The organism is Nitrosospira multiformis (genome assembly GCF_003050865.1).
Taxonomy (GTDB): Bacteria; Pseudomonadota; Gammaproteobacteria; order Burkholderiales; family Nitrosomonadaceae; genus Nitrosospira; species Nitrosospira multiformis_E.
In genome coordinates this window covers 207,368-232,430 of the sequence record NZ_QAOK01000001.1, presented here as the reverse complement: position 1 = coordinate 232,430, position 25,063 = coordinate 207,368, and the positions used below count along the sequence as shown (strand labels likewise).

Sequence of the window (25,063 nt, the reverse complement as noted above, 5' to 3'; positions counted from 1 at the left end):
CAGCGTTATCATTCTTACCGTTTTCATTGCTTTCTTTCTCAGAGAATCTTATGCCCAATCTTGACAAACTCATTATTGGTTTCGACCACGCGCTGCGCACCTTGTTGACTCCGGCGCAGACACTGCGGCCAGTGCCCGGAACCCAGTTGGCGGAGGCGGAACTGAATGATCTGGAGAAAAGCGAATCGGCGGCACTGATGCGTGTCAACCACGTGGGCGAGATCTGCGCGCAAGCCCTTTATCAGGGCCAAGCGCTGACGGCGCGGGATGCCGAGGTCCAGCAGACACTTGCCCAGGCGGCACGCGAGGAAACCGAGCATCTTGCCTGGACGGAACGGCGCATTAACGAATTGAGCGGACGCAAGAGTCTATTGAATCCATTATGGTATGGCGGTTCATTTGCCATTGGCGCTTTCGCCGGATTGCTGGGCGACAAGTGGAACCTGGGGTTTCTTGCGGAAACCGAACGTCAGGTGTCCGCTCATCTCGGGGGGCACCTGAGCCGTTTGCCCCACGCCGACGAGAAGAGCCGCGCCATTGTGACCCAGATGCAGATCGATGAGGCCGGACACGCCACTACCGCCATGGCGAATGGCGGCGCCGAACTGCCGATGCCGGTGAAACTGGTGATGAAGATGGCGTCATCGGTGATGACCCGGACTGCCTATTGGGTCTAACGAATATAGCAGGTCTAAAGCCAATACTGAGGGGCGAAGGCTTCACGCTTCCACGATTTCAAAATCGTGGGTCAGTTCTGCTGTTTTGGCCAGCATGATCGATGCGGAACAGTATTTTTCAGCGGACAAGCTGATTGCGCGTTCTACCTGTTGCGGATTCAGTTTTTTTCCGGTCACGATGAAATGGAAGTGAATGCGGGTAAACACTTTCGGCTCTCGTTCGGCCCGTTCCGCTTCAATGCGCACCTCACAATCGCAGATATCCTGGCGGCCTTTTTTCAGAATCAGCACAACATCAAAAGCTGCGCAGCCCCCGGTTCCCATCAACAGCATCTCCATCGGGCGGGGTCCACGGTTCCTGCCCCCTGATTCCGGCGGTCCATCCATCAGTACTGTATGACCGCTGCCTGATTCGCCCAGGAAACTTGCTTCGCTCTGCCATTTGACGCGTGCTTTCATGCCGCTCCTTTCCAGAATTCGATTACGCTATTTTAGCGACTTCCTACCATGCCGAGTGTAGTGACCCTCAATCCGGCGCAGGCGTCAGGCGGTACCACAACATGCCAATGACCTCGTGGAAGAACAGGCTGCTTTTGAGGAGCGCACCGGCGTTTGGAATGAATGTAAGCAGATCGGTCTTGTAACGCCGCGTGTATCCTGTGGCAGCAGGAGTAACCTCGAATCCGGCCTGTTCGAATTCGCGCGCCGCTCTCGGCATGTGCCACGCATGGGTGACAAGCGCGATCTGGCGGATACCCTGTTTTTGCAGGATGGCAAAGCTCTTGTAGGCGTTTTCCCGGGTATTGCTCGATGCTTCCTCTACCCACTCGACTGGAACGAGAAACTCCTCTTCCAGCACTGCCTTCATCTGCATGGCTTCGGATGAGCGATTACCGAGAGGGGCGCCTCCTGCGGCCAGCATCGGTTTGCAAGTTGCACGATACATCTTCGCCGCATAGCGAACACGTTCCAGCGTGTATCTGCCGACGGTATGATCGTCATATTCGGGCGCATAATAGTAGGTTCCTCCACCCAGCACGACGATGGCTTGTATGCTGTCGTCAGGCAGGTTCTTTTCCGGGGACGCCTCCAGTACCTGCAACAGGGCGTCCGCGACGATCGGAATGGAAAGAAGGTAAAGCAGAGCAAGTGCGGCAGCTACCAATGTCATACCTGTTCCCTGTCGGCGTTTCAGGAGCAGGATGCCTGCGACGCCCAGTAAAATAAGGTTGAACGGGGGGAGAAGAAATGCGCTTGCGAAGTTGGTTGCAAACCAGTTCATGTACTTTTGGCAGGGGCAAGCAAAATAAAAAAGCCGGCACTTGCCGGCTTTTTTAGCGGACCTGGACTTATTGGGTCAGAATCCACTGTGCCAGAGTCTTGGCATCTGCCTCGTTAACCTTTGCATTTGGCGGCATGGGAACAGGTCCCCAAACTCCCTGGCTTCCTTTCTGGATTTTTCCTGCCAGATAGTCCACGGCTTTCGGGTCAGCCTTATACTTGGCCGCTATATCCTTCAATGCAGGCCCGACCAGTTTTTTGTCCACCATATGACAATTCAGGCAACCGCTGCTTTTCGCTAAATCGGGGCTCGCCTGCGCGGTACCGACAACCAACAAAGCTGATGCCGCAACCATTCCCATCCAGACAGCTTTCATTACACACACTCCTTTTATCCGTTAATTATAGAAAAGGGATCTTATCTTACCTCGAATTTCGCTGATACGCAGCAATTCCTGCAAGTCAGTGATTTCCGGTAAGCACTTAACGCCATGACAGACCCAGGCGTTGACACCGATCCCTGACGGAAGGGGCTTGGCAAGACTCGGCGGCAGCGTTGCTGGCACCCCGCCATCAACTGGCAGCGCAAGCACAAGAGCGATGGGGGCGCGCTGACGCAAGGCGTTTTCCCATCTCACCATCGCGTCCGCTTTTCCCCGCAGTATGACAACGGTGGGAGGTAAGAGCCACTGCTCAAGCGCCAGAAGCAGGCTGCAACAGGAGTCGGGATGCCGGATCAGGGCAGGGTAGAAGAGTTGCAGCGCGCGTTCTGCCGCGTGCAGATAACGGAATTCCCCCAGCAGATAACCCATGCGCTGAAGAGTATAGATCGCGACGCCGTTGCCGGATGGTGTAGCATGGTCATAACCAGGCTTGGGACGATGGATCAGATTTTCATGATCATGGCTGGTAAAGAAAAAACCGCCAGCTTCCTTGTCTTCAAACTGGTCAAGAAGAACGTCGGCCAGCGCAATGGCGAAATCGAGATCCACAGGGCGGAACGTTGTCTGCATCAGTTCCAGTAATCCGTCCAGCAGGAAAGCGTAATCGTCGAGATAGGCATTGAGATGTCCATTTCCGTCCTTCCAGGTTGCCAGCAGGCGTCCGTTTTCCCAGAGGGTGGAACGAATGAAATCCACTGCACGGATAGCCGAGCGCACCCAGTCGTCGCGACCGAATATGCGTCCGGCCCGAGCCATGCCCTTGATCATCAGTCCATTCCAGCTGGTCAGGGTTTTCTCATCCCGCCCGGGAAGAACGCGACGCTGGCGCTGTGCAAGCAGCTTCTTGCGCGCTGATTCAAGCCATTGTCGTGCGTTTGCGTAGGGGACGCCGAAGTTTTTAGCTATCTCGGGCAGCGATTGGGTCACTGCCAGATGCCAGTGTCTGTTCCCGAAGTTCGCTCCCTGGGACAGACCATAGTAATCGGCGGCTACGGCATATTCACGACGTGAAAGAATGTGGGACGCCTCACTGCGATCCCATACGTAGAACTTGCCTTCGACGTTTTCCGAGTCGGCATCCAGAGTCGACCAGTAGCCGGCTCCCGTTCTCTTTTCATCCGCTTCATATCCTGGCTGCATTTCGCGCATGACCCAGGTAGCGGTTTCTTCCACAATCTGGGCAAACAGCGGATTTCCGGACGCGATCCAGGCATCCGCATAGAGATGCAGCAGGGGCCCATTGTCATAAAGCATTTTTTCGAAATGCGGAATCTGCCACTGCTTGTCGGTACTGTAACGATAGAACCCACCGCCCACTTGGTCGTAGATGCCGCCTTCCGCCATTTTCTCCAATGTCAGCGTGGCCATGTGCAATGCCTCGCTATTGCCGGCAGTGAAGTAGCGCCGCAAACAGAAATCCAGTTCGGTCAGGTGCAGGAACTTCGGCGCCTCGCCGAAACCACCATTTTCGAAGTCAAACCGGTTCTTCAACTCAGCCAGTGCCTGTTCCAGTGGACGCTCAGAAAATACCGGAGCCTCCGGTGCTTTTGATGGCAGCATATCGGCGAAGGATTTGAGCAGCGATGCACTCTGGCGTTCGATCTCGGGGCGGCGAACGCGGTAAGTTTCCGCCACCCGTGGCAATAAATCGAGGAAACCCGGCAGATCGTGACGCATCGTTTTGGGAAAATAGGTGCCGCCGAAGAATGGCTTTTGATCGGGCGTCAGAAAAAGCGTGAGAGGCCAGCCGCCGTTGCGCTGTGTCAGCATGTAGAGCGCGGTCTGATAAATCTGATCGATATCCGGGCGTTCCTCGCGATCCACCTTGATATTGATGAAGTACCGGTTCATGACTTCGGCGACTTCCACATCCTCGAAGCACTCGTGCGCCATCACATGGCACCAGTGGCAGGCAGAGTAGCCGACGGATAGCAGGATCGGCCTGTCTTGCGTGCGGGCAAGCGTCAGCGCTTCTTCTCCCCAGGGATACCAGGCGACAGGATTGTCTGCATGTTGCAGCAGGTAGGGGCTGGTTTCACCGGCAAGATGATTGAGCATGGCTTTGTAGTGGGAAAGAACAGGTTAGTCGGTGATCGCTCCCCGGCTGGCACTCGAGACGAGCTTCGAATATTTAGCGAGCACTCCTCGTGTGTAGCGCGGATGGGGCGGTTGCCATTCAGCCCGGCGCCGGGCCAGCTCATCTCCAGGAACGTTGAGCTGCAGTAGCCGTTGCTCGGCGTCTATGGTGATCGAATCGCCTTCCCGCACCAGCGCAATGGTGCCGCCTACAAACGCCTCCGGTGCCACGTGTCCAACCACCATTCCATAGGTGCCCCCGGAGAACCGTCCATCGGTGATCAGGCCCACCGAATCTCCGAGTCCCTCGCCAATGAGCGCAGAAGTGGGAGACAGCATTTCCCGCATGCCCGGACCGCCTTTGGGGCCCTCATAGCGTATCACCACCACGTCACCAGGCTGGATCTCGCGCGCAAGGATGGCTGCCATGCAGGCTTCTTCCGAGTCGAATACCCGTGCCGGTCCGGTAATTTTTGGTGTTTTCACCCCGGTGATTTTCGCTACGCACCCTTCTGTGGCGAGATTACCCTTGAGTATGGCGAGGTGGCCCTGGGCGTACAACGGGTTGTCCCACTGGCGGATGACATCCTGATCCTTGCGAGGCTCTGACGGCACATCCTTCAATATCTCGGTAATGGTCTGCCCGCTGATGGTGATGCAGTCGCCATGCAGCAGGCCGTGATCGAGCAGCATTTTCATTACCTGGGGAATGCCCCCTGCCTTGTGCAGGTCGGTGGCTACGTATCGTCCCGAGGGTTTGAGATTGCACAGTACCGGCACTTTGCCGCGCATGCGTTCAAAATCATCGATCGTGAGGGTCACTTCGGCGGCATGGGCAATGGCGAGGAAATGCAAAACAGCATTGGTGGAACCCCCTACGGCCATGATCACCGCGATCGCGTTTTCAACGGACTTGCGGGTAATGATGTCGCGCGGACGAATCTGTTTCCTGATTGCATCCACGAGCACTTCCGCTGAATGTGCCGCGCTGGTGCGCTTCTCGCCATCCTCCGCAGCCATCGTGGAAGAATAGGGGAGGCTCATGCCCATCGCTTCGAAAGCGGACGACATCGTATTGGCCGTGTACATGCCTCCACAGGAGCCCGCTCCGGGACAGGCGTGGCGCTCCACTTCGAGCAGTTCTTTCGCGTCTATCTTATGGGAGGTGTACTGTCCGACCGCTTCGAAAGCACTGACAATGGTGAGATCCTTTCCTTTATAATGACCCGGTTTGATCGTTCCGCCATAAACAAAAATTGCGGGAACATTCATGCGCGCCATAGCCATCATTGCGCCCGGCATGTTCTTGTCACAGCCCCCGATGGCGATCACGCCGTCCATGCTTTCGGCCTGCACCGCTGTTTCAATCGAATCGGCAATGACTTCGCGGGATACCAGTGAATACTTCATGCCTTCCGTTCCCATGGAGATACCATCGGAAACGGTGATGGTACCGAACATCTGGGGCATCGCGCCCGCCTGTTGCAATGCATGCTCGGCATCCAGCGCCAGCTCGTTCAATCCCTTGTTGCAGGGTGTGATGGTGGAAAAGCCATTGGCCACGCCGACGATGGGTTTGTCGAAATCGTTGTCGCCGAAACCTACAGCCCGCAGCATCGCGCGGTTGGGGGTACGTTCCGCCCCCTGAGTGATTGCCCGGCTGCGCTGGTTATCTGACATGAATTACTCCTTGAATTGAAAAAACGGGAATGCAGGCAAATTCTGGCGAATTCCGGTAGTCAGGGGAAAAGGTGATCGAGGCACCTGCGAAGCTGCGAGGAAAGAAAAAGCAGTTCAAAGTCGCTCTTTTCCGCGTTCTCCGCGGTGAATAATCGTTGCCGTATGTATAATGAGGGGAAAACGAGACTCGTCATTTCATTCCTGCCCAACTCTCCCGCCAGGAAGGGCTTCTGCTTTCCCTGCCGATTTTCGCCGGTATGATGTTTTAATGCTGCGCTCGATAAACAAGCTATTTTACCTGAAAAAAATGCAAGCCCATGCTAGTTCATCCCCAGATTGATCCCATTGCCGTTCAACTCGGACCGCTCGCGGTTCGATGGTACGGGCTCATGTATCTCATCGGATTCGCTTGCTTCATTCTGCTGGGGCGCTACCGCATTAAACGAAATCCCGAGGGGGCGTTCACTATCAGCATGCTGGACGATATGCTGTTTTACGGTGTGCTCGGCGTGATTGTGGGCGGCCGCCTGGGTCACATATTTTTTTATCAGTTCGGCTATTATCTGGAGCATCCTCTGGAAATCTTTGCCGTCTGGCAAGGCGGGATGTCATTTCATGGCGGTTTTCTCGGAGTGATAGCCGCCATGGCCCTGTTGGCCCGCAAATATCACCTGCGTTGGCTCGCCGTGACGGATTTCATCGCTCCATTGGTGCCGCTGGGGCTAGGGGCGGGGCGCATCGGCAACTTTATCAATGCCGAGTTATGGGGGCGGCCCACCGATGTGCCTTGGGGCATGATTTTTCCGTATGTCGACAATGTTCCGCGTCATCCTTCCCAACTGTACGAGTTTGCTCTGGAAGGGTTGGTGTTTTTTACATTGATGTGGATTTATTCCGCGAGGCCGAGACCGGTTGGAGCGGTTTCCGGAGTATTTCTGATCGGTTATGGTGTATTCCGCTCGTTTGCGGAGTTTTTCCGTGAGCCGGACGAAGGTTTCATGGGCATGATGACGCTGGGTATCAGCATGGGGCAGTGGCTGTCGCTACCCATGATCCTCGCCGGGGTAATCATGCTGGTCTGGGCTTATCGTACCCAGGCCCCTGTGTCCCCCGGGGGGAAAGCCAGCAAAGCTGGCAAAACCACCAAAGCCGCAATCGCGGGCAAGCGCGGCAGCAAATAGAAATAGACAATTAGACAATTTTGTATGTCTTTGCGCCGTTCCTACAGTCTGATCGCTCCGCTTTACGATGCCTTGCTCGCCGGGGCGGGTACGGGACTGCGGGCGGCCAGTCTTGAGCAATTGCCACGGCAGGAGAATCTCGACATTCTCATCAGCGGCATCGGTACCGGGCTCGACCTTCCGCATGTTCCAGCGTGTCATCATTATGTAGGACTGGACCTTACCGCGGCCATGCTGAAGCGGGCAAGACCCAGGATAGGAAAGCTGCATGTAGACCTCGTCCAGGGGGACAGCATGTCCCTGCCGTTCGTGGACGCTTGCTTCGATCACGTGGTGCTGCACCTCATTCTGGCGATCGTACCGGATGCCCGCGCCTGTCTGAAAGAAACAGCACGGGTACTGAAACCGGGCGGCAGCGTGCTGATACTCGATAAATTTCTGAAGCCAGGGGAAAACGCAGTGCTCCGGCGGGCGGTGAACCTGCTGTCCCAGCATATCGTGACGCGTCTGGATGTCGTTTTCGAAGAGGTGCTTGCAAGTGCTCCGCAACTGAAAGTGGAGTCAGACCAGCCGCTTCTGGCAGGAGGCTGGTTCCGAAGCATTCGACTCATTAAAGCCAGTTAGGACGTGACCGGGATATGCGATAGGGGTAGAATTTCTACGGGAGGCGAAATCGTAATCTCATCTTCAGCCGGAATGCCATGCGCCCTATTGCCGCTTTCACCGTCATCCTTGCTGTCATTGCTGTGGTCACAAGCGAAGCGGCCGGCTTGATGGCGGGCCAAGTAGAGAGGACAGGCAGGGTGAACAGCCCGGGACCGGATTGGACAGAGGCCTATCACAAAAACGGTCTTGTCATTTTTACGAAGGACATAACGGAGGGGCGCCGGGTAATCGCGGTTTCCGAAGTGGAAGTTCCGCCCGAAGCCGTTTTCAATGTTCTCGTTGACTTCGAACATTACCGGGAATTCATGCCGTACGTGAAAGAATCGGAAGTGCTCAGCCGTACCGGCGATAACGAGATGGTCACCTATGCGCGCATCGCGCCGCCGTTTATCAGCGAGCGCGACTATCCCCTCAAGGTCCGGCTGACGCGCAGATCGGCGGCAGGTGACGGCACACCCAAAGACAGCGCCTTCAAGGTCGAGTGGATTGCGCTGCCCGAAGCGAAGCCCGAGGTCGAAGGCGTGGTGCGCATCAAGCTCAACGAGGGTTCCTGGCTGGTGGAGTCCGTGGATGATGGCAGCCACACGCGTCTCACTTATACATTGCTTACCGATCCAGGGGGACTCATTCCGGATTTTGTGTTCAACCTTTCGAACACCGTCGCGATACCTGAACTCTTCGATGCAGTAAGGAAGCGTTCCACCGAAGCAGCTTCTGGACGGAAGTAATCAGGCGAGGCACGCTATCCACCTGTCCCCGTGGATTTTTCAGGGCAATAGATTAACCCTATGTTTGAGCTGAAGACCTTGTTTCTCTTCCTGGCTACAGCGCTTGCCGAGATCGTTGGTTGCTATCTGCCCTACCTCTGGCTTAAACAGGATGGGAGCGCCTGGCTTCTTGTTCCTGCTGCTGCAAGCCTTGCACTGTTTGCATGGCTTCTCACGCTTCATCCGACGGACGCCGGTCGTACATACGCGGCTTATGGAGGCGTTTACGTTTTCGTAGCAGTACTTTGGCTGTGGGCTATTGATGGGGTCAGACCGACTGCCTGGGACATGGCAGGTTCTCTTCTGGCGCTGGCAGGTATGGCAATCATCATGTTCGGCCCAAGGCATGCATAATTTACATAAGCCCAGGAGCGATTTGCAATTTTTCAACAGGAGAAAATAGATGGTCACGAGAAGGATGATCGCCTTGCCGGGCCTGCTGTCAGTGGTTTTGTTTGCCGGCTGTTCGGCGATTTCAACGACACCGGAGGGCAGATCCGTTGAGCTTGTCACAGAAAAACCCAGCGGCAGTTGCAAGGCGCTGGGTGACGCGGTCGGCTCCCAGGGCAACTGGATTACCGGCGATTACACTTCGAATGAGAATCTCCTCATCGGCGCCAGAAACGACCTGCGCAACAGGGCTGCCAAAATGGGTGGAAACTACGTCTGGGTGCAGAACTCCGCCAATACGAATGCATGGGGCAGCAAGGGCACGACAAACACGACAGTGCTGGGTGTCGTTTATCGCTGCGAATGATTTTTCGCACCGGTCCCGAATACCTTGGCCTGAATTTATTACTATGTAGGGCAGAGCGCTGCGGAAATGTACAGCAAGGTTTACTATAACAGTGCATGTCCTGTCTGCAATGCGGGGATAAAAGAGCAGCGCCGTCGTATGGAAGCATGCGGTATCAAGGACATTGAATGGGTCGATGTGCATGCGCAGCCGGAAACCGTTGCAGAAGTAGATGCTTCGCTGGAGCAGGTGCGCGAGCGACTGCACGTAAAAAGACAGGATGGCCGGATTGACGTGGGCGTGGATGCCTTCACACAACTCTGGTCACAGACACCTGGTCAGCACTGGCTGGCCAACCTTTTTAGGCTGCCCGTGCTCCGGCAGCTTTCACACCTCGCATACGACGCCTTTGCCAGAAGGCTGTACCGGTGGAATCGCGCCAAAAGACACTGGTAGGTCACTCGCAGGCGCGAATGACCGGGAAACAATTCACGCAGCTATTTCCTGATCAGGAAAGTTTGGTGAAAATTCCGTTCAGGCGCTAATTCCCGGTTTTGTCCAAAGTCCAGGTAACGTTTTCCCCGGCCCGGAATGGAACCAGACTTTCGTCGCCAAATTCCAGTTGCGCAGGCACCCGCCAGCTTTCCTTCTTCAATGTAATCCTGCCCTGATTGCGCGGCAACTGGTAGAAATCCGCGCCATGAAAACTGGCAAAGGCTTCCAGCTTTTCCAGCGCACCCGCCTGTTCGAATGCTTCCGCGTAAAGCTCGATCGCTGCGTGAGCAGTATAGATGCCGGCGCAGCCACAGGCGTTTTCCTTGGCCGATTGCGCGTGGGGGGCGCTATCGGTGCCGAGGAAAAATTTCGCATTGCCACTGGTAGCGGCCTCGATCAGCTTCTGTCGGTGGGTTTCCCGCTTGAGGATGGGCAGGCAATAGTGGTGAGGCCGGATACCGCCTTGAAAAAGGGCGTTCCGGCTGATCAGGAGGTGGTGCGCGGTGAGGGTGGCTGCGATGGTTTGCGGTGCGCTGATGACAAACTCTACCGCTTCCCGCGTGGTGATATGCTCGAATACTACGCGTAGTTGCGGAAAGCGCCGGGTCAACGGGATCAGCACCTGTTCAAGAAAGACTTTTTCCCTGTCGAATACATCCACCTCAAGATCGGTCACCTCACCGTGCACCAGCAGGGGCATATCCGCTTGCTCCATGGCTTCCAAGGTTTCATGGCACCTTGCAATGTCGGTAACTCCGGCTGCGGAGTTTGTGGTTGCACCGGCGGGATAGTATTTGACGCCGTAAATTACGCCGCTTCTTTTGGCCTCGACGATTTCCGAAGGGGAAGTGTTATCGGTCAGGTAGAGGGTCATCAGCGGCTGAAAACACACGCCCTGCGGCAGGGCTGCAAGAAGTCGCTCGCGATACGCCAGCGCCATTTGCGTGGTGACAACGGGAGGCTTGAGGTTAGGCATGACGATTGCGCGAGCAAAGCGGCGGGCAGTGTCCGGCAGCACCGCCCACATGTGCTCGCCGTCGCGGAGATGGAGGTGGAAGTCGTCCGGGCGGGTAAGCGTGAAGGTATTCAAGATAGCTGTGGCACTGTTTTTTTTATTTAACTGACAAGAAAAATACTATGAGTCTTCCATTAAGGACTTAAGGGGACTCAAGTCTGCCATTCCCGGAATACATCATTGGAAATTGCGGGAGGGGCAAGCAAAGCACACCCCTCGCAGCAAATGATGGTTCGGTCTCAGCCTTCCCCCATCCTGCGCTATTGTTTCCTGTTCTAGTCCTTGATGCGGCCTAGCAGCGTCTCGCTCGTGCAGGGTTTCTTTTCGGCAATCAACTCGGTGGCGGCCCCTACCTGTCCCCAGGTATTCCAGAGCAGGACACCGCGTACGAGCCCATCGCGCAGGTAATAAATCACGCCTTTGCGGAAGGGCTCTACCCAATCTTCGATAATATCGAGACTGGAATCGAGTTCACCCACTGCTTCATAGCCAAGATCAAACAGGTCGGAATAAAAGAAGGGCTGGTGATGATAGGGCTCCGGGCTTCCTGCCATGTTTCGTCCCGCCGCTTCTCCCATCATGTTTGCGTTGTCTTCATGCTCGACCCGCATGCGTTTGTCGAGCAAGGGGCTGTAGAAGTTGGCGACGTCGCCGGCGGCATAGATATCGGGGTTGCTGCTGCGCAGGAATTCATCCACTACGACGCCGTTGTCAACTGCCAGTCCGGCCTGGACAGCCAGTTCCGTGTTAGGAAGAATACCCAGGCCTGCCACTACTCCATCGGCGGAAATCTCAGTCCCATTTCCCGTGGTTACGACTTTTTTTGCTCCTTCTACTCGCATTGATTTGACAGTTTCAAATGCAAGCACGGTAATGCCCTTTTCACCGTAGTAGGAGTTAAGGAACTCGACGAGAGGTCTCGGATAAATGCGGGAACCGATACCGTTTTCCGGAAAAATCATCGTGACCCGTTTATCATTCATGGCGAGTGCGGCAGCGATCTCCGAGCCAATGAAGCCGCCGCCGATCACGACAAAATCCGAACCCTGATTGCTCAATTCCCGCAGCTTGCGGTAATCGTCCGCCGTTCTGTAGTAGATTATATTCTCGCCGAAATCGGTAAAACGCCGCACTACGCCGCCTGTGGCAAGCAAAAGTTTTTCATAGGTGTAGACGTTGCCTGCATTATCCGTCGCCGTCTTGTTTGCAGGATCCAGCGCCACTATTTTTTTTCCGAGATGCATGGCGACGTTCAGCCCATGCTCGCTTCGCCAGATCGAATCATAGGGCGAGTCCTTCCATAGTGCTTTGGAAAGGGGGGGACGGTTGTAGGGACGATGCAGCTCCTCCCCGATGACGGCGATTGCGCCATCGGGATCAATCTTACGGATACCGTGTACAGCAGAATCGGCGGTCATTCCGCCCCCGACAATAAGGTATTTATGGTGTTTCATGTTGGTTTCCTTTGCAGGTATATGAAGCGCAGGTTAAAAATGGACCCGTTGTTATGTTCCGAAACCTTTTGTGTGACAATGTTGCGCGGTAGAGAGCGGAACTCTGTAATAGCGAACCTATCCAATAAAATCGGAAACTTCATAAAACCTGTGTAAACTTTTATCCCTCTTCAAGAGGAAATTGCCGGTGCATACAAGGATAGGCCGGCAGCAGGGCAAGTCCCATTGCCCGATAGATCGCAGAGAGGCTGTGCCTCATTATTCAACAATCCTCACGCCAGTATATAATGGGTTCCTCCATGAATTCAAAGCCAAGCTGGACATGTCCGGAAATTGAACGATGACTGAAGTGAAAACGGATTCAGAAGCAAGTACGATTGATATATGCGTACAGCACGCACGCGAGATACTGGCGTCCCAACTCTCGCAAGTTAAAGATAAAGGGTATGATTTTGCGCCTCTTTTCAGGCAGATGACCATCCAGTTATATCTGGTGGGCGTGATGCGGCGGTGCAGCGAAAGACTCGGAGTGGCGGGAGATGCTCGCGATCATGCCTTTGAAGCGATGCAATCCATGCTCATAGCCGATGGCATGAAAAAGAAAGAAGCTCAACAGCGTATCGTGTTCCTGCGCAACATGTCGCGGGTGGAAGATGGAACAGACACTCTTGCCGTATCGACCGGCTATGAAGCGGTTCCGAACGATGACAGCATGACGCGCCTTTTTGATGAGTACCGCAACGAGGCGCGGGTTTCCGGTTCTCTATGGCGTCTTTTTGAGCGCGGTAAAAAGATCATGTTTATCGGTGGCGCGGTGGCAGCCTTTATAACGATCTGGGCCGTGACCATCTTTCTGCCGAAAACCGAGGGAATCGACATACTGGCAGCCGGCCTTCTGGCTGCCACGCTAGTTGTCGTTCCGACATTTCTGGTCGGGCTGTTGATTTATCGGACGAAGATGAAAAAATCCAATCCCCCTGCGTCTTCGCAATCATGATTGGACGAAGAGGCATGTTTATGTGGCGGGGCACAGTCTCCAGATCAGGGTTCCAGTGAGCCAGTCTGCTTTGCACCACTATGAGCGAACGCGGGGTTTCGCAGGATATACAGCCAAGGTGAAAGATACAAACGGGCAAGGCATCATCCGTCATCTGCCCGTTCCCTGGGCTGCCGCGTCACAAGCACAATGAGCGCGAAGATCATCGATGGCAAGAGGCTGAGCCAGGAGGTGAGGGCAGCGTGTCGGGCACGGGCAGCCCGCCTGGCGGAAAAAGGTACCCAGCCGGGGCTGGCTGTGGTTATCGTGGGAGATAATCCGGCTTCCACTGTGTATGTGCGAAACAAGGCCAAGGCCTGCAGCGAAACGGGCATCTATTCCGAAGTCCATGAGTTCGCGGAAAGCACCACCGAGGAGGAGGTGATTGGGCGTATCCAGGAACTGAACAGGAACGCCAAAATCCACGGCATCCTCGTCCAACTGCCGCTGCCTCGACATTTTGACAGCAGCAAAGTCATCGCATCTGTCGCCGTGGAAAAAGACGTGGATGGCTTCCATCTTTATAATGTAGGCGCACTTGTAACCGGTAGCAGCATTTTTCCCCCTTGCACGCCCAACGGCGTGATGAAAATGCTGGAAAAATATGATATCCCGATTGAAGGGCAGCATGCGGTAATAGTAGGCCGCAGTAATATCGTCGGCAAACCGATGGCGCTGATGCTGCTGCACGAAGGCGCAACCGTTACCATCTGCACGTCCAGGACGCGGCACCTGTCGGAATACACCACTCGCGCCGATATTCTGGTAGTTGCGGTTGGGAAGCCGGGTATGATCACTGCTCCCATGGTGAAACCGGGAGCGACAGTAATAGACGTCGGCATCAATCGTCTGCCCGACGGAAAGCTGGCGGGGGACGTGGACTTTGAATCGGTCAAGGAAAAGGCGGGTTATATCACGCCTGTGCCGGGAGGAGTGGGACCGATGACCATAGCGATGCTGCTCTATAACACTGTTGTAGCCGCGGAGCAGGCACACGTCCGGTTGCAGGGGAGTTAATCCCACCTCTATCACATGGGGCAAGCGCCCGACAATTTCGAGACAAGACATGGAACCTATACCCGATATAGACCCTACTGAAACGCAGGAATGGCTGGAGGCGCTGGAATCCGTCTTGACGCACGAGGGGACGGAGCGGGCACACTACCTGCTGGAGAGGCTGGTGGAAAAAGCGCGACGGTCAGGCGCCTATCTTCCCTATAGCGCCACCACGGCCTATATCAATACCATTCCTCCAGGAAAGGAGGAGCGATCGCCGGGAAATCACGCACTGGAGCATCGCATCCGTTCTTACGTCCGCTGGAATTCCATGGCCATGGTATTGCGCGCCAACAGGAACTCCAATGTGGGGGGGCATATTGCCAGCTTTGCCTCGGCCGCTACATTGTACGATGTAGGCTATAACCATTTCTGGCATGCCAGGTCGGAGAATCACGGCGGTGATCTGATATTCGCACAGGGGCATTCGTCCCCCGGTCTTTACGCCTATGCTTTTCTGCTGGGAGAACTGACAGAGGAGCAGCTCAATAATTTCCGGCGGGAGGTGGGTGGAAAGGGGTTGTCTTCCTACCCGCATCCGTGGCTGATGCCCGACTTCTGGCAGTTCCCTACCGTATCCATGGGACTTGGGCCGCTGATGGCGATATATCAGGCGCGCTTCATGAAGTACCTGGGCAGCCGCGGACTGGTCAAGACCGAGGACCGCAAGGTGTGGGCATTCATGGGCGATGGAGAAATGGATGAACCTGAATCGCTGGGATCCATTTCGCTTGCGTCGCGCGAAAACCTGGACAACCTGATTTTCGTCATCAATTGCAACCTTCAGCGTCTCGATGGGCCGGTGCGTGGAAATGGCAAGATCATTCAGGAACTGGAAGCCGCTTTTCGGGGATCCGGCTGGAATGTCATCAAGGTAATCTGGGGCTCATACTGGGATCCATTGCTTGCCAAGGACACCAAAGGGTTGCTGCAGCAACGCATGATGGAATGCGTGGATGGCGAATATCAGACTTTCAAGTCGAGAGACGGCGCCTATGTGCGTGAACATTTCTTCGGCAAATATCCGGAGCTGCTCGAAATGGTGGCGAATATGTCCGACGATGATATATGGCGCCTCAACCGGGGCGGGCACGACCCGCACAAGGTCTATTCCGCGTATTCAGCGGCGGTGAAGCACAAGGGCCAGCCCACCGTAATCCTCGCCAAGACGATCAAGGGTTACGGGATGGGTGAAGCGGGCGAAGCCCAGAATATCACTCATCAGCAGAAAAAGATGGGTACCACTTCACTCAAAGCGTTTCGTGATCGCTTTGGACTGCCGGTCAGCGATGATGAGATCGACTCGGTACCCTACCTGAAATTCGATAAGGATTCGCCGGAGTCCGTCTACATGCACCAGCGGCGCGAGGCATTGGGGGGGTTCATCCACCGCCGCCAGCGCACAGCCGAAGCGCTGCAGATACCGCCACTGTCCGCATTCGACACATTATTGAAGGCAAGCGGTGAGGGAAGAGAATCTTCCACCACCATGGCTTTTGTGCGCATTCTCAATATCCTCATAAAAGACAAGAATATCGGCAAGCGGGTCGTGCCGATTGTGGCGGACGAGTCGCGCACCTTCGGCATGGAAGGTATGTTCCGGCAATTGGGCATCTGGTCCTCCACCGGACAGCTCTACACGCCCGAGGATGCCGAGCAACTGATGTACTACAAGGAAGACAAGAACGGCCAGATTCTGCAGGAAGGCATCAATGAGGCGGGGGCCATGTCGTCATGGATGTCCGCAGCAACCGCCTACAGTTCTCATGGCGTGCAGATGATCCCGTTCTACATTTACTATTCGATGTTCGGCTTCCAGCGCGTGGGGGATCTTTGCTGGGCGGCGGGAGACATGCGCTGTCGCGGCTTCCTGCTGGGCGGTACTGCTGGCCGCACCACGCTGAATGGCGAGGGGTTGCAGCACGAGGACGGCCATAGCCATCTGGCGGCATCGACTGTTCCCAACTGCATATCCTATGATCCGACCTTTGCGTACGAACTTGCAGTCATTATCCGGGATGGCCTGCGTCGCATGTGCGAAATGCAGGAGGATGTCTATTACTATATCACGGTAATGAACGAAAACTATTCGCACCCGGAAATGCCTGTGGGTGCGGAGGAAGGAATTCTGAAGGGCATGTACCTGTTCCGTGAAGGCAAACCGGCAGGGGAAAAGGATTCCGGGTTGCGTGTTCAGTTGCTCGGATCCGGCACCATTCTGCGCGAGGTGATCGCTGCGGCTGAAATACTGGAGAAGGAATTCGGTGTGACGGGGGATATCTGGAGTGTAACGAGCTTTACCCAGTTGAGACGCGAGGCGCTGGCGACAACGCGCTGGAACATGCTGCACCCCTCAGAACCGGCAAGGCTGTCGTACGTCAGCACGTGTCTCAAGGACCGGGAAGGTCCGGTGGTGGCGGCTACGGACTACATGAAGATTTTTGCCGACCAGATACGTGAATTTGTTCCTGGGCGATACAAAGTGCTGGGTACAGACGGATTCGGGCGTTCCGATACACGCGAGCAATTGCGCCGCTTCTTCGAGGTCGACCGTCATTACATTACGATAGCCGCCCTGAAAGCGCTGGCCGAAGATGGCAGAATCGAGGTGGAAACGGTGGCGCAGGCCATAGGCAAATTTGGTCTCGACCCCGATAAACCCAATCCGGCAACCGTATAAGAAGGCGGCATCCTTCTGCTGTGATCATTTCGTTGTTGAAAGCCGGGATTATCTAATACGAGAAGGAAGAGGCGTGGCAGAGACTAAACAGGTATTGATTCCCGATATTGGCGACTTTAAAGACGTTCCCGTAATAGAAGTGCTGGTGAAGCCCGGTGATTCGATCAAGGCGGAAGACTCGCTGATTGTGCTTGAATCGGACAAGGCCACCATAGAAGTGCCTTCTCCCTTTGCGGGCATAATCAGGGAATTATCCGTGAAGGTGGGCGACAAGGTATCGGAAGGTTTGCCCATCGTGACGGTGGAAACTTCGGAAGCGGAGCAGGCGCCGCCCGCTGCGCAACGGGAAGCGGCACTTGCTCCAACGCCGGCGCCCGCCTCAGCCGTCACTTCATCTGAGCAGACGCTCCCGCCAGCGGCGCAACCTGCTACGCAATTCCAACCTGCCGCGCAGCCACCCCAACCTTCGGGTTCTTCTTCACGCTCCGCATTCGCTCCTTCCCCGATAGATGAAGCTACGTTTGCGAAGGCACATGCCAGTCCTTCGGTTCGACGCTTTGCGCGTGAACTCGGCGTGAATCTGGGGCTGGTAAAGGGTAACGGTCCCAAGCGGCGCATCCTCAAGGAGGACGTGCAGGCTTTTGTGAAGACTGAGTTGTCCAGGCCACGTGGGGGTGGCACGGAGCTTAATTTGCTGCCCTGGCCTCAAGTTGATTTTGCGAAATTCGGCCCGGTGGAATTGAAACCGCTGTCGCGGATCAAAAAAATGTCCGGTGCGAATTTGCACCGCAACTGGGTCATGATTCCACACGTGACGCAGTTTGACGAAGCGGACATCACCGAGCTGGAAGCCCTGCGCAAGGAAACAAATGAATCTTCAAAAGAAGAAGGTGTGAAAGTCACTCTGCTGGCTTTTCTGCTGCGGGCTTCGATAGCTGCCCTAAAGAAGTTTCCCGACTTCAATGCCTCGCTGAACAGTGAAGGCGATGAAATGAATCTCGTGGTCAAGAATTATTACCATCTCGGCTTTGCAGCGGATACACCTCATGGACTGGTGGTCCCCGTGATTCGGGACGTGGACAAGAAAGGGGTGATCGCCATTGCCAAGGAAATGTCTGATCTCGCAGCTTCGGCGCGCGCGGGCAAGCTCAAGCCCACCGATATGCAGGGAGCCAGTTTTACCATTTCCAGCCTGGGGGGCATCGGCGGCACTGCGTTCACGCCCATTATCAACGCACCGGAACTGGCGATCCTCGGTGTTTCACGGGCAGTGATGAAGCCCGTTTATCGGGACGGTGAATTTGTCCCGCGCCTGATGCTGCCATTATCCCTGTCCTATGACCATAGAGTGATCGACGGTGCGACAGCAGCGCGCTTTACAACGTACCTGGTCGAAGTGCTGGCTGATCTGCGTCGTGTGCTGTTGTAAAAAAACAGATTATTCAGAGAAGGGGGGAAGACAGATGGGGACAGCCGAGGGCGTATGTTGTCCGCTTGAGCAGCTTCGCATATTCAGCGTTTTTCCCGCCGATAATGAATGATTTCCCTGTTCCTCCGGTCGGTGTTTTTGGGGGTACCTTCGATCCCGTTCACTACGGGCACTTGCGAATCGCCGAAGAAATTGCCGAACTGGCCGGGTTGAAGGAAATGCGTTTTGTTCCCGCCGGAATTCCCCGGCTGCGCCGCGGCCCGGAAGCATCATTGGAACACAGGGTGAAAATGGTTCGCCTGGCCATTGAGGGAAATTCCCGTTTTATTCTCGATGAACGAGAGATAATACGGGGAGGAGTGAGTTACAGCGTGGATACGTTGCGCGAACTCAGGCAGGAACTGGGGAAGGATGCCGTACTCTGCCTCGTTACCGGAGCGGATGCATTCATAAGGCTGGCCGAGTGGCACAGATGGCGGGAGTTGTTCGATCTGTGTCATTTCATTATTGCGGCTCGCCCCGGCCATTTGCTTTCCACGGAGGGCAGAGCGTCGCCCGGAGCGCTGCCGCAGGAACTGGAAGCGGAATGCAGAGATCGCTGGACATCGAGTGCGGAGAGTCTTAAATATACATCCGGGGGCTTGATCTTTACCGCGCAGACGACATTGCTGGATATTTCGGCAACGGCTGTCCGCGCGCGCGTCGCTTCGGGGAAAAGTGTCCGCTATCTGGTTCCCGAGGATACTCGGGATTATATTGCTGCTAATGATCTGTACCGGGAACAACGATGACGCCGGCCAAATTGATAAAAACCGTTGTTGCAGCGCTGGAGGAAATCAAGGCACGCGACGTGGAAGTACTCGATGTCAAAAAACTGACGACCTTGTTCGATCGGATGATCATCGCCAGCGGGGATTCCACGCGGCAGACACGGGCAATTGCGAACAATGTGGTCGAGAAAGTCAAGGCGGCGGGGGGCATCGTTTACGGTATGGAAGGCGAGGATAACGGAGAATGGATATTGGTTGACCTGGGCGACGTGCTGGTGCATGTCATGCAGACCGCGGTGCGCGCCCATTACAACCTCGAGGAGTTGTGGGCACAAGCTGCCAGGATCAACAAGATATCCGAAAGCTCGAGCAGGAAGAAGCCAACTGCAAGACCACCTACTGCTGAAGAAGGGGAGGAGGCCCCACCCGCGACCCCTGGCAGGACCAGAAAAGCCAGAGCCACCAGAGCGAAGACGGATCCGGACGACGAGAGATGAAGGAAATATGGGAGCGAGCACCAGTCGCCGGCGTGGGAGTCTCTTGAACAAGCTCTTCTCAAATTACTGAATAGGCGCGTTTCCAGCGTGAAATTGCCTGTTGCATGAAATTCCTCGTTTATGCGGTTGGACATAAAATGCCGGAGTGGATTGCAGCGGGCTTTCAGGAATATGCTAAACGCATGCCGCGCGAGGCGGGAATCGAGCTTCTGGAGATCAAACCTGAGAGACGGGACAGCGGCAAAAAAGTGGAACAGTTGCTGGCTGCCGAGGGCGCACGTATCCGCGCGCTGCTGCCTTCCAACTGTCGGCTTGTGGCAATGGATGAGCGTGGAAGCCAATGGACTACCGCCAGGCTGGCGCGTGCCATTGGCAGCTGGATGAAGGATGGAGGTGACACCGCGTTCCTAATTGGCGGCGCCGACGGGCTGGACCCGACGCTCAGGAATGCGGCGGATGAAGTTCTGGCGTTATCTGCCCTGACACTTCCTCATGGGCTGGTTCGAATTCTGTTGGCGGAACAGCTCTACCGCGCGATATCGTTGATCAAGGGTCATCCGTATCATCGCTCATAAAAATTACAACGTAACAGAAGTAACTGCGCTCCCGTAGCATTCACCCTGCCCTGACTTTTGTGGAAAATCGCATCTATCTTGCTTCCCGCAGTCCCCGCCGGCAGGAATTGTTAAAGCAGATCGGCGTGGATTTCATGAGTTTACCATTGCGTGAAGCTTTGGGGCGGATACCGGACGTGGATGAAACTCCGCTGCCGCAGGAATCGCCGCCGCAATATGTCGAACGGATTGCGCGCGTTAAAGCGGAAACGGGGCGAAAGCGGATGAGCGAGCGAGACTGGGCAGATTTCCCGGTTTTGGGAGCGGATACAGCAGTAGTATCGAAGGGCAGAATTTTTGGCAAGCCGGAAAATCCTCTCCATGCAAAGCAAATGCTGCGAGCACTGTCGGGTCAGCTTCATCAAGTTTTGACCGCGGTAGCCGTGACTGCGGGAAATGGCACCCGGGTTTGCCTGTCCAGATCGGGTGTCCGGTTCCGCAATCTCGGCGAGCAGGAAATTGATCATTACCTCGCTTGCGGCGAGGCATATGACAAGGCAGGCGCTTATGCAATTCAGGGCAGGGCGGCGGTTTTTATCTCGGAGATTTCCGGCAGTTATAGCAGTGTCGTCGGATTGCCACTGTTTGAGACGGCGCAATTGCTTGAAGAGTCCGGTATAAGAATATTTCAGTGAGCCGCAATAAAAGCTGGATCTCTCATGTCTTGTGAAATTCTTATCAATGTTACCCCGCAGGAAACGCGTGTCGCGGTGGTCGAGCATGGCGCTGTCCAGGAACTGCACATAGAGCGCACCAGCAATTGCGGTATAGTCGGCAATATATATAACGGGCGCGTAATCCGGGTGCTGCCCGGCATGCAGTCCGCTTTCGTGGATATCGGTCTCGAACGGGCTGCCTTTCTCCACCTTGCTGATATCTGGCGCTTGCGGCAGAGCGAAGACGCTGATAAACCAATTGAACAGCTGTTGCACGAAGGAAAAAATATCCTCGTCCAGGTTATCAAGGATTCCATCGGCGCCAAGGGTGCCCGCCTGTCGACTCAGGTCAGTATTGCGGGCCGTTTGCTGGTTTATCTGCCCCAGGTATCGCATATCGGCATTTCCCAGCGCATCGAGGATGAAACCGAACGGAAGTCGTTGCGTGAAAAACTGAAACATCTGCTGCCGTCCGGGGAAAAGGGGGGATTCATTATCCGTACCGTAGCGGAAGCGGCAAGCGAACAGGATCTGCAAACGGACATCGAGTACCTGCACAAGCTGTGGCGCGACATCAAGGAAAAATCCCTGATCCCCCAGCCCGCGCTATTGTATCAGGACCTGAATCTCAGTTTTCGCGTCTTGCGCGACTTCATCAGTGATGACACCACCCGCATCCTCGTGGATTCGCGTGAGACTTTCCAGAAGATGGCGACCTTTGCAGGGGTGTACATGGCCAATGTAGTGGAGCGGCTCGACCATTACGCGGGCGAGCGCCCCTTGTTTGAGTTGTATGGGGTGGAAGATGAAATCGAGAAAGCCCTGGCGAGGCGCGTCGACCTGAAGTCCGGGGGCTATTTGATCATTGATCAGACCGAGGCGCTTACCACCATCGATGTAAATACTGGAGGATTCATCGGCGTACGCAGTTTTGACGATACCATTTTCAAAACGAATCTCGAAGCAGCCCAGGTCATTGCGCGTCAACTCCGTCTTCGAAATCTGGGAGGCATTATCATTATCGATTTCATAGATATGGAGAGCGCGGAACACCAGAACGCCGTTCTTGGCGAATTCAAGAAGTCATTGATGAAAGACCGGACTCACATGACGGTGAACGGTTTCACCGCCCTTGGACTGGTAGAAATGACGCGCAAGCGGACGCGGGAGAGTCTGGCGCACATTTTGTGTGAAACCTGCCCGAGCTGCCAAGGCCGCAGCAAAGTCCGGACGGCCCAGACCATGTGCTATGAAATCCTGCGGGAATTGCTGCGGGAGTCCCGCCAGTTCGATGCACGGGAATTCCGCATAGTGGCTTCACAGCAGGTAATCGATCTGTTTCTCGATGAAGAATCCCAAAGCCTGGCGCAACTTGCCGACTTTATCGCCAAACCCATCAGCCTTCAGGTGGAAGGGACGTATACCCAGGAACAATATGACTTGATTCTCATGTAGCAGGGTTCACGGCAATAGTCACCCGGGGTCTGATCTCCGAATGTTCATTCTCTATCCCGGGCAGACCGTTTCCTGTTTCCGGAAGGTTCCTTTTTATATCCGCGGCGATAACGTCATAGAGCGGCCGCAGGTTTGACCTCATGCTCTTTATCGTTCCACTGACACTCATCATCGAGGGAACGCGCACGCCGTGGTGCTCGATGGGACTGCCGATGTACTTGTGGCTGAAGCCCAGCTTGGCAAAGTGGTTGGCGAGCCGTTCCTCTGTCAGGACGAAAACCGTGTCTATCCCATTGAGACGGGCCAACTCGGTTGTTGCGAGGTAGAGTCCGATCGGGATGAACGGGAAACGGGACTGGCTCGGAGTGCCAAAATCCTCACTGGAAATGCTGACTGGACTGTTTTCCTCCCCTTTACGTCGCCGGTAGCCCGTGACAACCGCAAGACGTGAGACCTCTGCGATGTTATCACGCGGCAGTTTTGTGGGGTCGACGATGGAGCGGTCCAGCACCGCAGCGCAGGTATTTTCAAAGGGAAGCTTATATTGCGGATCTCCGGGGCGGCTCCGGACGATTCTGGTACAACCGACAAACTCCTCTGTTTTTACACTGCGCATCAGGAGATGCAGTGAGTTAATGTCGTGCTCATCGATTTCCCGCCGATCGGGGCGGATTGATTCAAATTCGAGGTCTTCGCAATAAACCTGATGCCGAATGCGATAAACCTCCTCTTTCAGTGCGTTCGAGAATGCCGGTATGATTTCGAAGTATTGTTTGAAGGCATTGCCCAGATTAAATTTTTCGGGTGAGAACATGTTTTGCCTCTGCAGCCGCTTTTTATCTGGCGGAATGGTTGTTTTTCAGACCAAGATCATTTGAAAGATTTGCTAAGTAGATACCGTCAATTGCCGACCTATTCTGCGACCGGCCGAGATCAACAGCCGGATTTGGTTTTCTTCGATCAGACGTGTTTCTTCGCGATGGGGATGGAGGGCAGATTGCCAGCATGGCCTCCATCTTTTTACCAGCCTATAACCAGCTGATATCCGGGTTTGTATTATTTAACGGAATCAACTCAGATATCTTGAGTATTTTCATCCATTATTCCCGCGTTTTTTGTGGGCGTCCTGGGACTCTGAGCAAGACAGCAACGATAAATCAGGCGGCAAATGGGAGTGGGGGCGCCGGGGACTTGAGTGTTAAAGCTGGTAGAGACTGGTTGTTTTCTACGGAATAGTCGTTTCACAGGAAGATATAGTTCTACCAGGAGGATACATGGGGCAAATGCGAGCAAAAAAGTACTCTTGCTCCTCAGGGATTTGTTCTCCCTGCGATGCTCTTCGCCCATTTGCAAATTGAAAAAAATTTCCGTTCGAAATGTGATGTAGCGGGGAACAACGTTGTGGTATATGGGGAAGCAGGGGTTCTCTGGAGGAGACCTAATGACTGTCAGATCCTGTTTCGATACCCTCAGCCGCGGCGACGATGTGGCATATCAAGAGAATGATGCGATGCTTCGCGAGATCATGCAATCTGCGAATACATCGCCCGTTCTCCTGACAACCAGAACATCACTGTTCCAGTTTTTTCAAATAATCCTTAGTAAAGATTTTATCGGGAAGGTCGCGCAGCTTCATCTCTGAATATTCAAGAACCGATTCCTCCTCAGTGCGAAGTGCATCCCTCATCACGAGACGAGTCGGTCGTTGCTTTCCCAGTATCGGTTGAAAGTTTTCATACCGCGCGGTTTTAAGCAAGCGCTCGGACAGCGAGTAGAACTCAGCTTTATAGGGCCAAAAATTCGATTGCTGCACCCAATATAAGACTTTATGATACGTAACGCTCCGGTCGACACCGAGCAGCTCAAGTACATAGTATTTTTCGCCGTCAATGGTATCGGTGCGCAATATCGTAGGATTATAGTCACCCGCGAAGTTTGCCCGTGCCAGATCTCCATTGGCAACCTGGCCAGTCAGTCTCTGTGACAACGAAAGGCGGATCGGCTGGGAAACCTCGGGCATAAATACCCACAGATCACGCCCCTTCATGAGTAGAATCTGGCCGCGTTCCGAAGCAGGGGCAGTGGTCATTACCACACTGTTTTCGTTACCCTTGGATAGAACTCGAAACTTATGCACGTCTTCCGGTTGGCTTGGCGCCGTGGTCGCAACAGTTATGTCGACCTGGAAGCTTTCGCGCGGGAACCGTATCTGGTCCGATTTTTCCAGTATTTCCCGAGGCAGATTCGCATCATTGGGCTGGGCAGATGCCTCAGATTGAGCGGATGCCGAGGTAAAAAACAGAGAAAGTAGCGTGACAACGCATTGCAAAGATTTAGATTTTTGCATTTTCGCTCCTATTATGGATATGCATCGCACCAAAGCCTTTCGGGCTTACGCA

General features: G+C 54.7%; 25 protein-coding genes. 16 read left to right on the top strand and 9 right to left on the bottom strand.

Features of this window, described 5'->3' with window-relative positions; all coding sequences use genetic code 11:
- The first annotated feature begins 50 nt into the window (after window positions 1-50).
- A complete protein-coding gene (gene coq7, locus C8R21_RS01005; protein ID WP_107761022.1) occupies window positions 51-677 on the top strand; it encodes a 2-polyprenyl-3-methyl-6-methoxy-1,4-benzoquinone monooxygenase in 627 nt (208 codons plus the stop codon).
- A 42-nt stretch (window positions 678-719) separates the two neighbouring features.
- Here coq7 and C8R21_RS01000 read toward each other — a convergent pair whose 3' ends face one another.
- The 5 genes from C8R21_RS01000 to ilvD form a co-directional block, all read right to left on the bottom strand.
- Window positions 720-1,136: an OsmC family protein gene (locus C8R21_RS01000; protein WP_107761021.1), complete on the bottom strand. Its 417-nt coding sequence runs from the start codon at window positions 1,134-1,136 to the stop codon at window positions 720-722.
- 67 nt (window positions 1,137-1,203) lie between these two features.
- Window positions 1,204-1,959 (bottom strand): YdcF family protein, encoded by a 756-nt coding sequence (locus C8R21_RS00995; protein ID WP_107761020.1) that lies wholly within the window; start codon window positions 1,957-1,959, stop codon window positions 1,204-1,206.
- 67 nt (window positions 1,960-2,026) lie between these two features.
- Entirely contained in the window at window positions 2,027-2,335 is a 309-nt protein-coding gene (locus tag C8R21_RS00990; RefSeq protein ID WP_107761019.1) for a c-type cytochrome, read from the bottom strand.
- 21 nt (window positions 2,336-2,356) lie between these two features.
- A complete protein-coding gene (locus C8R21_RS00985) occupies window positions 2,357-4,459 on the bottom strand; it encodes a thioredoxin domain-containing protein (protein WP_107761018.1) in 2,103 nt (700 codons plus the stop codon).
- Between the two features lie 24 nt (window positions 4,460-4,483).
- Window positions 4,484-6,157, bottom strand: coding sequence for a dihydroxy-acid dehydratase (ilvD, locus tag C8R21_RS00980; protein WP_107761017.1), 1,674 nt, complete (start codon window positions 6,155-6,157; stop codon window positions 4,484-4,486).
- A gap of 317 nt (window positions 6,158-6,474) precedes the next feature.
- Between ilvD and lgt the strand changes: the two genes are divergently transcribed.
- From lgt to C8R21_RS00950, 6 genes are all read left to right on the top strand, one after another.
- Window positions 6,475-7,338: a prolipoprotein diacylglyceryl transferase gene (gene lgt, locus C8R21_RS00975; protein ID WP_107761016.1), complete on the top strand. Its 864-nt coding sequence runs from the start codon at window positions 6,475-6,477 to the stop codon at window positions 7,336-7,338.
- 24 nt (window positions 7,339-7,362) lie between these two features.
- Window positions 7,363-7,962, top strand: a complete 600-nt coding sequence (locus C8R21_RS00970; RefSeq protein WP_107761015.1) for a class I SAM-dependent methyltransferase — start codon at window positions 7,363-7,365, stop codon at window positions 7,960-7,962.
- 77 nt (window positions 7,963-8,039) lie between these two features.
- The gene (locus C8R21_RS00965) at window positions 8,040-8,732 is read left to right on the top strand and encodes an SRPBCC family protein (protein WP_107761014.1); all 693 of its coding nucleotides are present in this window, start codon (window positions 8,040-8,042) and stop codon (window positions 8,730-8,732) included.
- 60 nt (window positions 8,733-8,792) lie between these two features.
- Complete coding sequence (locus C8R21_RS00960) at window positions 8,793-9,125, top strand: YnfA family protein (RefSeq protein WP_107761013.1); 333 nt, start codon at window positions 8,793-8,795, stop codon at window positions 9,123-9,125.
- Window positions 9,126-9,174: 49 nt separating this feature from the next.
- Window positions 9,175-9,528: a DUF4156 domain-containing protein gene (locus C8R21_RS00955; protein WP_107761012.1), complete on the top strand. Its 354-nt coding sequence runs from the start codon at window positions 9,175-9,177 to the stop codon at window positions 9,526-9,528.
- Window positions 9,529-9,594: 66 nt separating this feature from the next.
- Window positions 9,595-9,963: a thiol-disulfide oxidoreductase DCC family protein gene (locus C8R21_RS00950; RefSeq protein WP_107761011.1), complete on the top strand. Its 369-nt coding sequence runs from the start codon at window positions 9,595-9,597 to the stop codon at window positions 9,961-9,963.
- An 85-nt stretch (window positions 9,964-10,048) separates the two neighbouring features.
- Here the strand turns inward: C8R21_RS00950 and pyrC are convergent, their stop codons facing one another.
- Complete coding sequence (gene pyrC / locus C8R21_RS00945; protein ID WP_107761010.1) at window positions 10,049-11,092, bottom strand: dihydroorotase; 1,044 nt, start codon at window positions 11,090-11,092, stop codon at window positions 10,049-10,051.
- A 200-nt stretch (window positions 11,093-11,292) separates the two neighbouring features.
- Entirely contained in the window at window positions 11,293-12,471 is a 1,179-nt protein-coding gene (locus tag C8R21_RS00940) for an NAD(P)/FAD-dependent oxidoreductase (protein ID WP_107761009.1), read from the bottom strand.
- A gap of 340 nt (window positions 12,472-12,811) precedes the next feature.
- On the opposite strand from C8R21_RS00940, the gene C8R21_RS00935 reads away from it, so the two are divergent.
- From C8R21_RS00935 to rng, 9 genes are all read left to right on the top strand, one after another.
- On the top strand, window positions 12,812-13,468 hold the full coding sequence (locus tag C8R21_RS00935; RefSeq protein ID WP_107761008.1) for a hypothetical protein: 657 nt from the start codon (window positions 12,812-12,814) through the stop codon (window positions 13,466-13,468).
- A 189-nt stretch (window positions 13,469-13,657) separates the two neighbouring features.
- A complete protein-coding gene (gene folD, locus C8R21_RS00930; RefSeq protein WP_107761007.1) occupies window positions 13,658-14,524 on the top strand; it encodes a bifunctional methylenetetrahydrofolate dehydrogenase/methenyltetrahydrofolate cyclohydrolase FolD in 867 nt (288 codons plus the stop codon).
- A gap of 49 nt (window positions 14,525-14,573) precedes the next feature.
- Window positions 14,574-17,243: a pyruvate dehydrogenase (acetyl-transferring), homodimeric type gene (gene aceE / locus C8R21_RS00925; protein ID WP_107761006.1), complete on the top strand. Its 2,670-nt coding sequence runs from the start codon at window positions 14,574-14,576 to the stop codon at window positions 17,241-17,243.
- A 73-nt stretch (window positions 17,244-17,316) separates the two neighbouring features.
- The gene (gene aceF, locus C8R21_RS00920; protein ID WP_107761005.1) at window positions 17,317-18,672 is read left to right on the top strand and encodes a dihydrolipoyllysine-residue acetyltransferase; all 1,356 of its coding nucleotides are present in this window, start codon (window positions 17,317-17,319) and stop codon (window positions 18,670-18,672) included.
- A 104-nt stretch (window positions 18,673-18,776) separates the two neighbouring features.
- On the top strand, window positions 18,777-19,463 hold the full coding sequence (gene nadD / locus C8R21_RS00915) for a nicotinate-nucleotide adenylyltransferase (RefSeq protein ID WP_107761004.1): 687 nt from the start codon (window positions 18,777-18,779) through the stop codon (window positions 19,461-19,463).
- Window positions 19,460-19,939 (top strand): ribosome silencing factor, encoded by a 480-nt coding sequence (rsfS, locus tag C8R21_RS00910; RefSeq protein WP_107761003.1) that lies wholly within the window; start codon window positions 19,460-19,462, stop codon window positions 19,937-19,939. The genes nadD and rsfS overlap by 4 nt, the downstream gene beginning before the upstream one ends.
- 104 nt (window positions 19,940-20,043) lie before the next feature.
- Window positions 20,044-20,514, top strand: a complete 471-nt coding sequence (gene rlmH / locus C8R21_RS00905; protein ID WP_074974057.1) for a 23S rRNA (pseudouridine(1915)-N(3))-methyltransferase RlmH — start codon at window positions 20,044-20,046, stop codon at window positions 20,512-20,514.
- 50 nt (window positions 20,515-20,564) lie between these two features.
- Window positions 20,565-21,188 carry a Maf family protein gene (locus C8R21_RS00900; protein ID WP_107761002.1) on the top strand — a complete coding sequence of 208 codons (624 nt, stop codon included), beginning with the start codon at window positions 20,565-20,567 and terminating at the stop codon, window positions 21,186-21,188.
- Window positions 21,189-21,212: 24 nt separating this feature from the next.
- A complete protein-coding gene (gene rng, locus C8R21_RS00895; protein WP_107761001.1) occupies window positions 21,213-22,664 on the top strand; it encodes a ribonuclease G in 1,452 nt (483 codons plus the stop codon).
- On the opposite strand, the gene C8R21_RS00890 is transcribed toward rng, so the two are convergent.
- Together C8R21_RS00890 and C8R21_RS00885 are read right to left on the bottom strand one after the other, a co-directional pair.
- Window positions 22,657-23,478, bottom strand: a complete 822-nt coding sequence (locus C8R21_RS00890; RefSeq protein ID WP_107761000.1) for a PEP-CTERM/exosortase system-associated acyltransferase — start codon at window positions 23,476-23,478, stop codon at window positions 22,657-22,659. The two genes, rng and C8R21_RS00890, sit on opposite strands and share 8 nt — an antisense overlap.
- Before the next feature lie 756 nt (window positions 23,479-24,234).
- Window positions 24,235-25,011 carry an outer membrane lipoprotein-sorting protein gene (locus C8R21_RS00885; RefSeq protein WP_107760999.1) on the bottom strand — a complete coding sequence of 259 codons (777 nt, stop codon included), beginning with the start codon at window positions 25,009-25,011 and terminating at the stop codon, window positions 24,235-24,237.
- Window positions 25,012-25,063 lie beyond the last annotated feature (52 nt).

Coding starts and splice junctions, on each gene's coding strand:
- coq7 (WP_107761022.1), top strand. CDS start 51: ATGCCCAATCTTGACAAACTCATTATTGGTTTCGACCACGCGCTGCGC.
- C8R21_RS01000 (WP_107761021.1), bottom strand. CDS start 1,136: ATGAAAGCACGCGTCAAATGGCAGAGCGAAGCAAGTTTCCTGGGCGAA.
- C8R21_RS00995 (WP_107761020.1), bottom strand. CDS start 1,959: ATGAACTGGTTTGCAACCAACTTCGCAAGCGCATTTCTTCTCCCCCCG.
- C8R21_RS00990 (WP_107761019.1), bottom strand. CDS start 2,335: ATGAAAGCTGTCTGGATGGGAATGGTTGCGGCATCAGCTTTGTTGGTT.
- C8R21_RS00985 (WP_107761018.1), bottom strand. CDS start 4,459: ATGCTCAATCATCTTGCCGGTGAAACCAGCCCCTACCTGCTGCAACAT.
- ilvD (WP_107761017.1), bottom strand. CDS start 6,157: ATGTCAGATAACCAGCGCAGCCGGGCAATCACTCAGGGGGCGGAACGT.
- lgt (WP_107761016.1), top strand. CDS start 6,475: ATGCTAGTTCATCCCCAGATTGATCCCATTGCCGTTCAACTCGGACCG.
- C8R21_RS00970 (WP_107761015.1), top strand. CDS start 7,363: ATGTCTTTGCGCCGTTCCTACAGTCTGATCGCTCCGCTTTACGATGCC.
- C8R21_RS00965 (WP_107761014.1), top strand. CDS start 8,040: ATGCGCCCTATTGCCGCTTTCACCGTCATCCTTGCTGTCATTGCTGTG.
- C8R21_RS00960 (WP_107761013.1), top strand. CDS start 8,793: ATGTTTGAGCTGAAGACCTTGTTTCTCTTCCTGGCTACAGCGCTTGCC.
- C8R21_RS00955 (WP_107761012.1), top strand. CDS start 9,175: ATGGTCACGAGAAGGATGATCGCCTTGCCGGGCCTGCTGTCAGTGGTT.
- C8R21_RS00950 (WP_107761011.1), top strand. CDS start 9,595: ATGTACAGCAAGGTTTACTATAACAGTGCATGTCCTGTCTGCAATGCG.
- C8R21_RS00940 (WP_107761009.1), bottom strand. CDS start 12,471: ATGAAACACCATAAATACCTTATTGTCGGGGGCGGAATGACCGCCGAT.
- C8R21_RS00935 (WP_107761008.1), top strand. CDS start 12,812: ATGACTGAAGTGAAAACGGATTCAGAAGCAAGTACGATTGATATATGC.
- folD (WP_107761007.1), top strand. CDS start 13,658: ATGAGCGCGAAGATCATCGATGGCAAGAGGCTGAGCCAGGAGGTGAGG.
- aceE (WP_107761006.1), top strand. CDS start 14,574: ATGGAACCTATACCCGATATAGACCCTACTGAAACGCAGGAATGGCTG.
- nadD (WP_107761004.1), top strand. CDS start 18,777: ATGAATGATTTCCCTGTTCCTCCGGTCGGTGTTTTTGGGGGTACCTTC.
- rsfS (WP_107761003.1), top strand. CDS start 19,460: ATGACGCCGGCCAAATTGATAAAAACCGTTGTTGCAGCGCTGGAGGAA.
- rlmH (WP_074974057.1), top strand. CDS start 20,044: ATGAAATTCCTCGTTTATGCGGTTGGACATAAAATGCCGGAGTGGATT.
- rng (WP_107761001.1), top strand. CDS start 21,213: ATGTCTTGTGAAATTCTTATCAATGTTACCCCGCAGGAAACGCGTGTC.
- C8R21_RS00890 (WP_107761000.1), bottom strand. CDS start 23,478: ATGTTCTCACCCGAAAAATTTAATCTGGGCAATGCCTTCAAACAATAC.
- C8R21_RS00885 (WP_107760999.1), bottom strand. CDS start 25,011: ATGCAAAAATCTAAATCTTTGCAATGCGTTGTCACGCTACTTTCTCTG.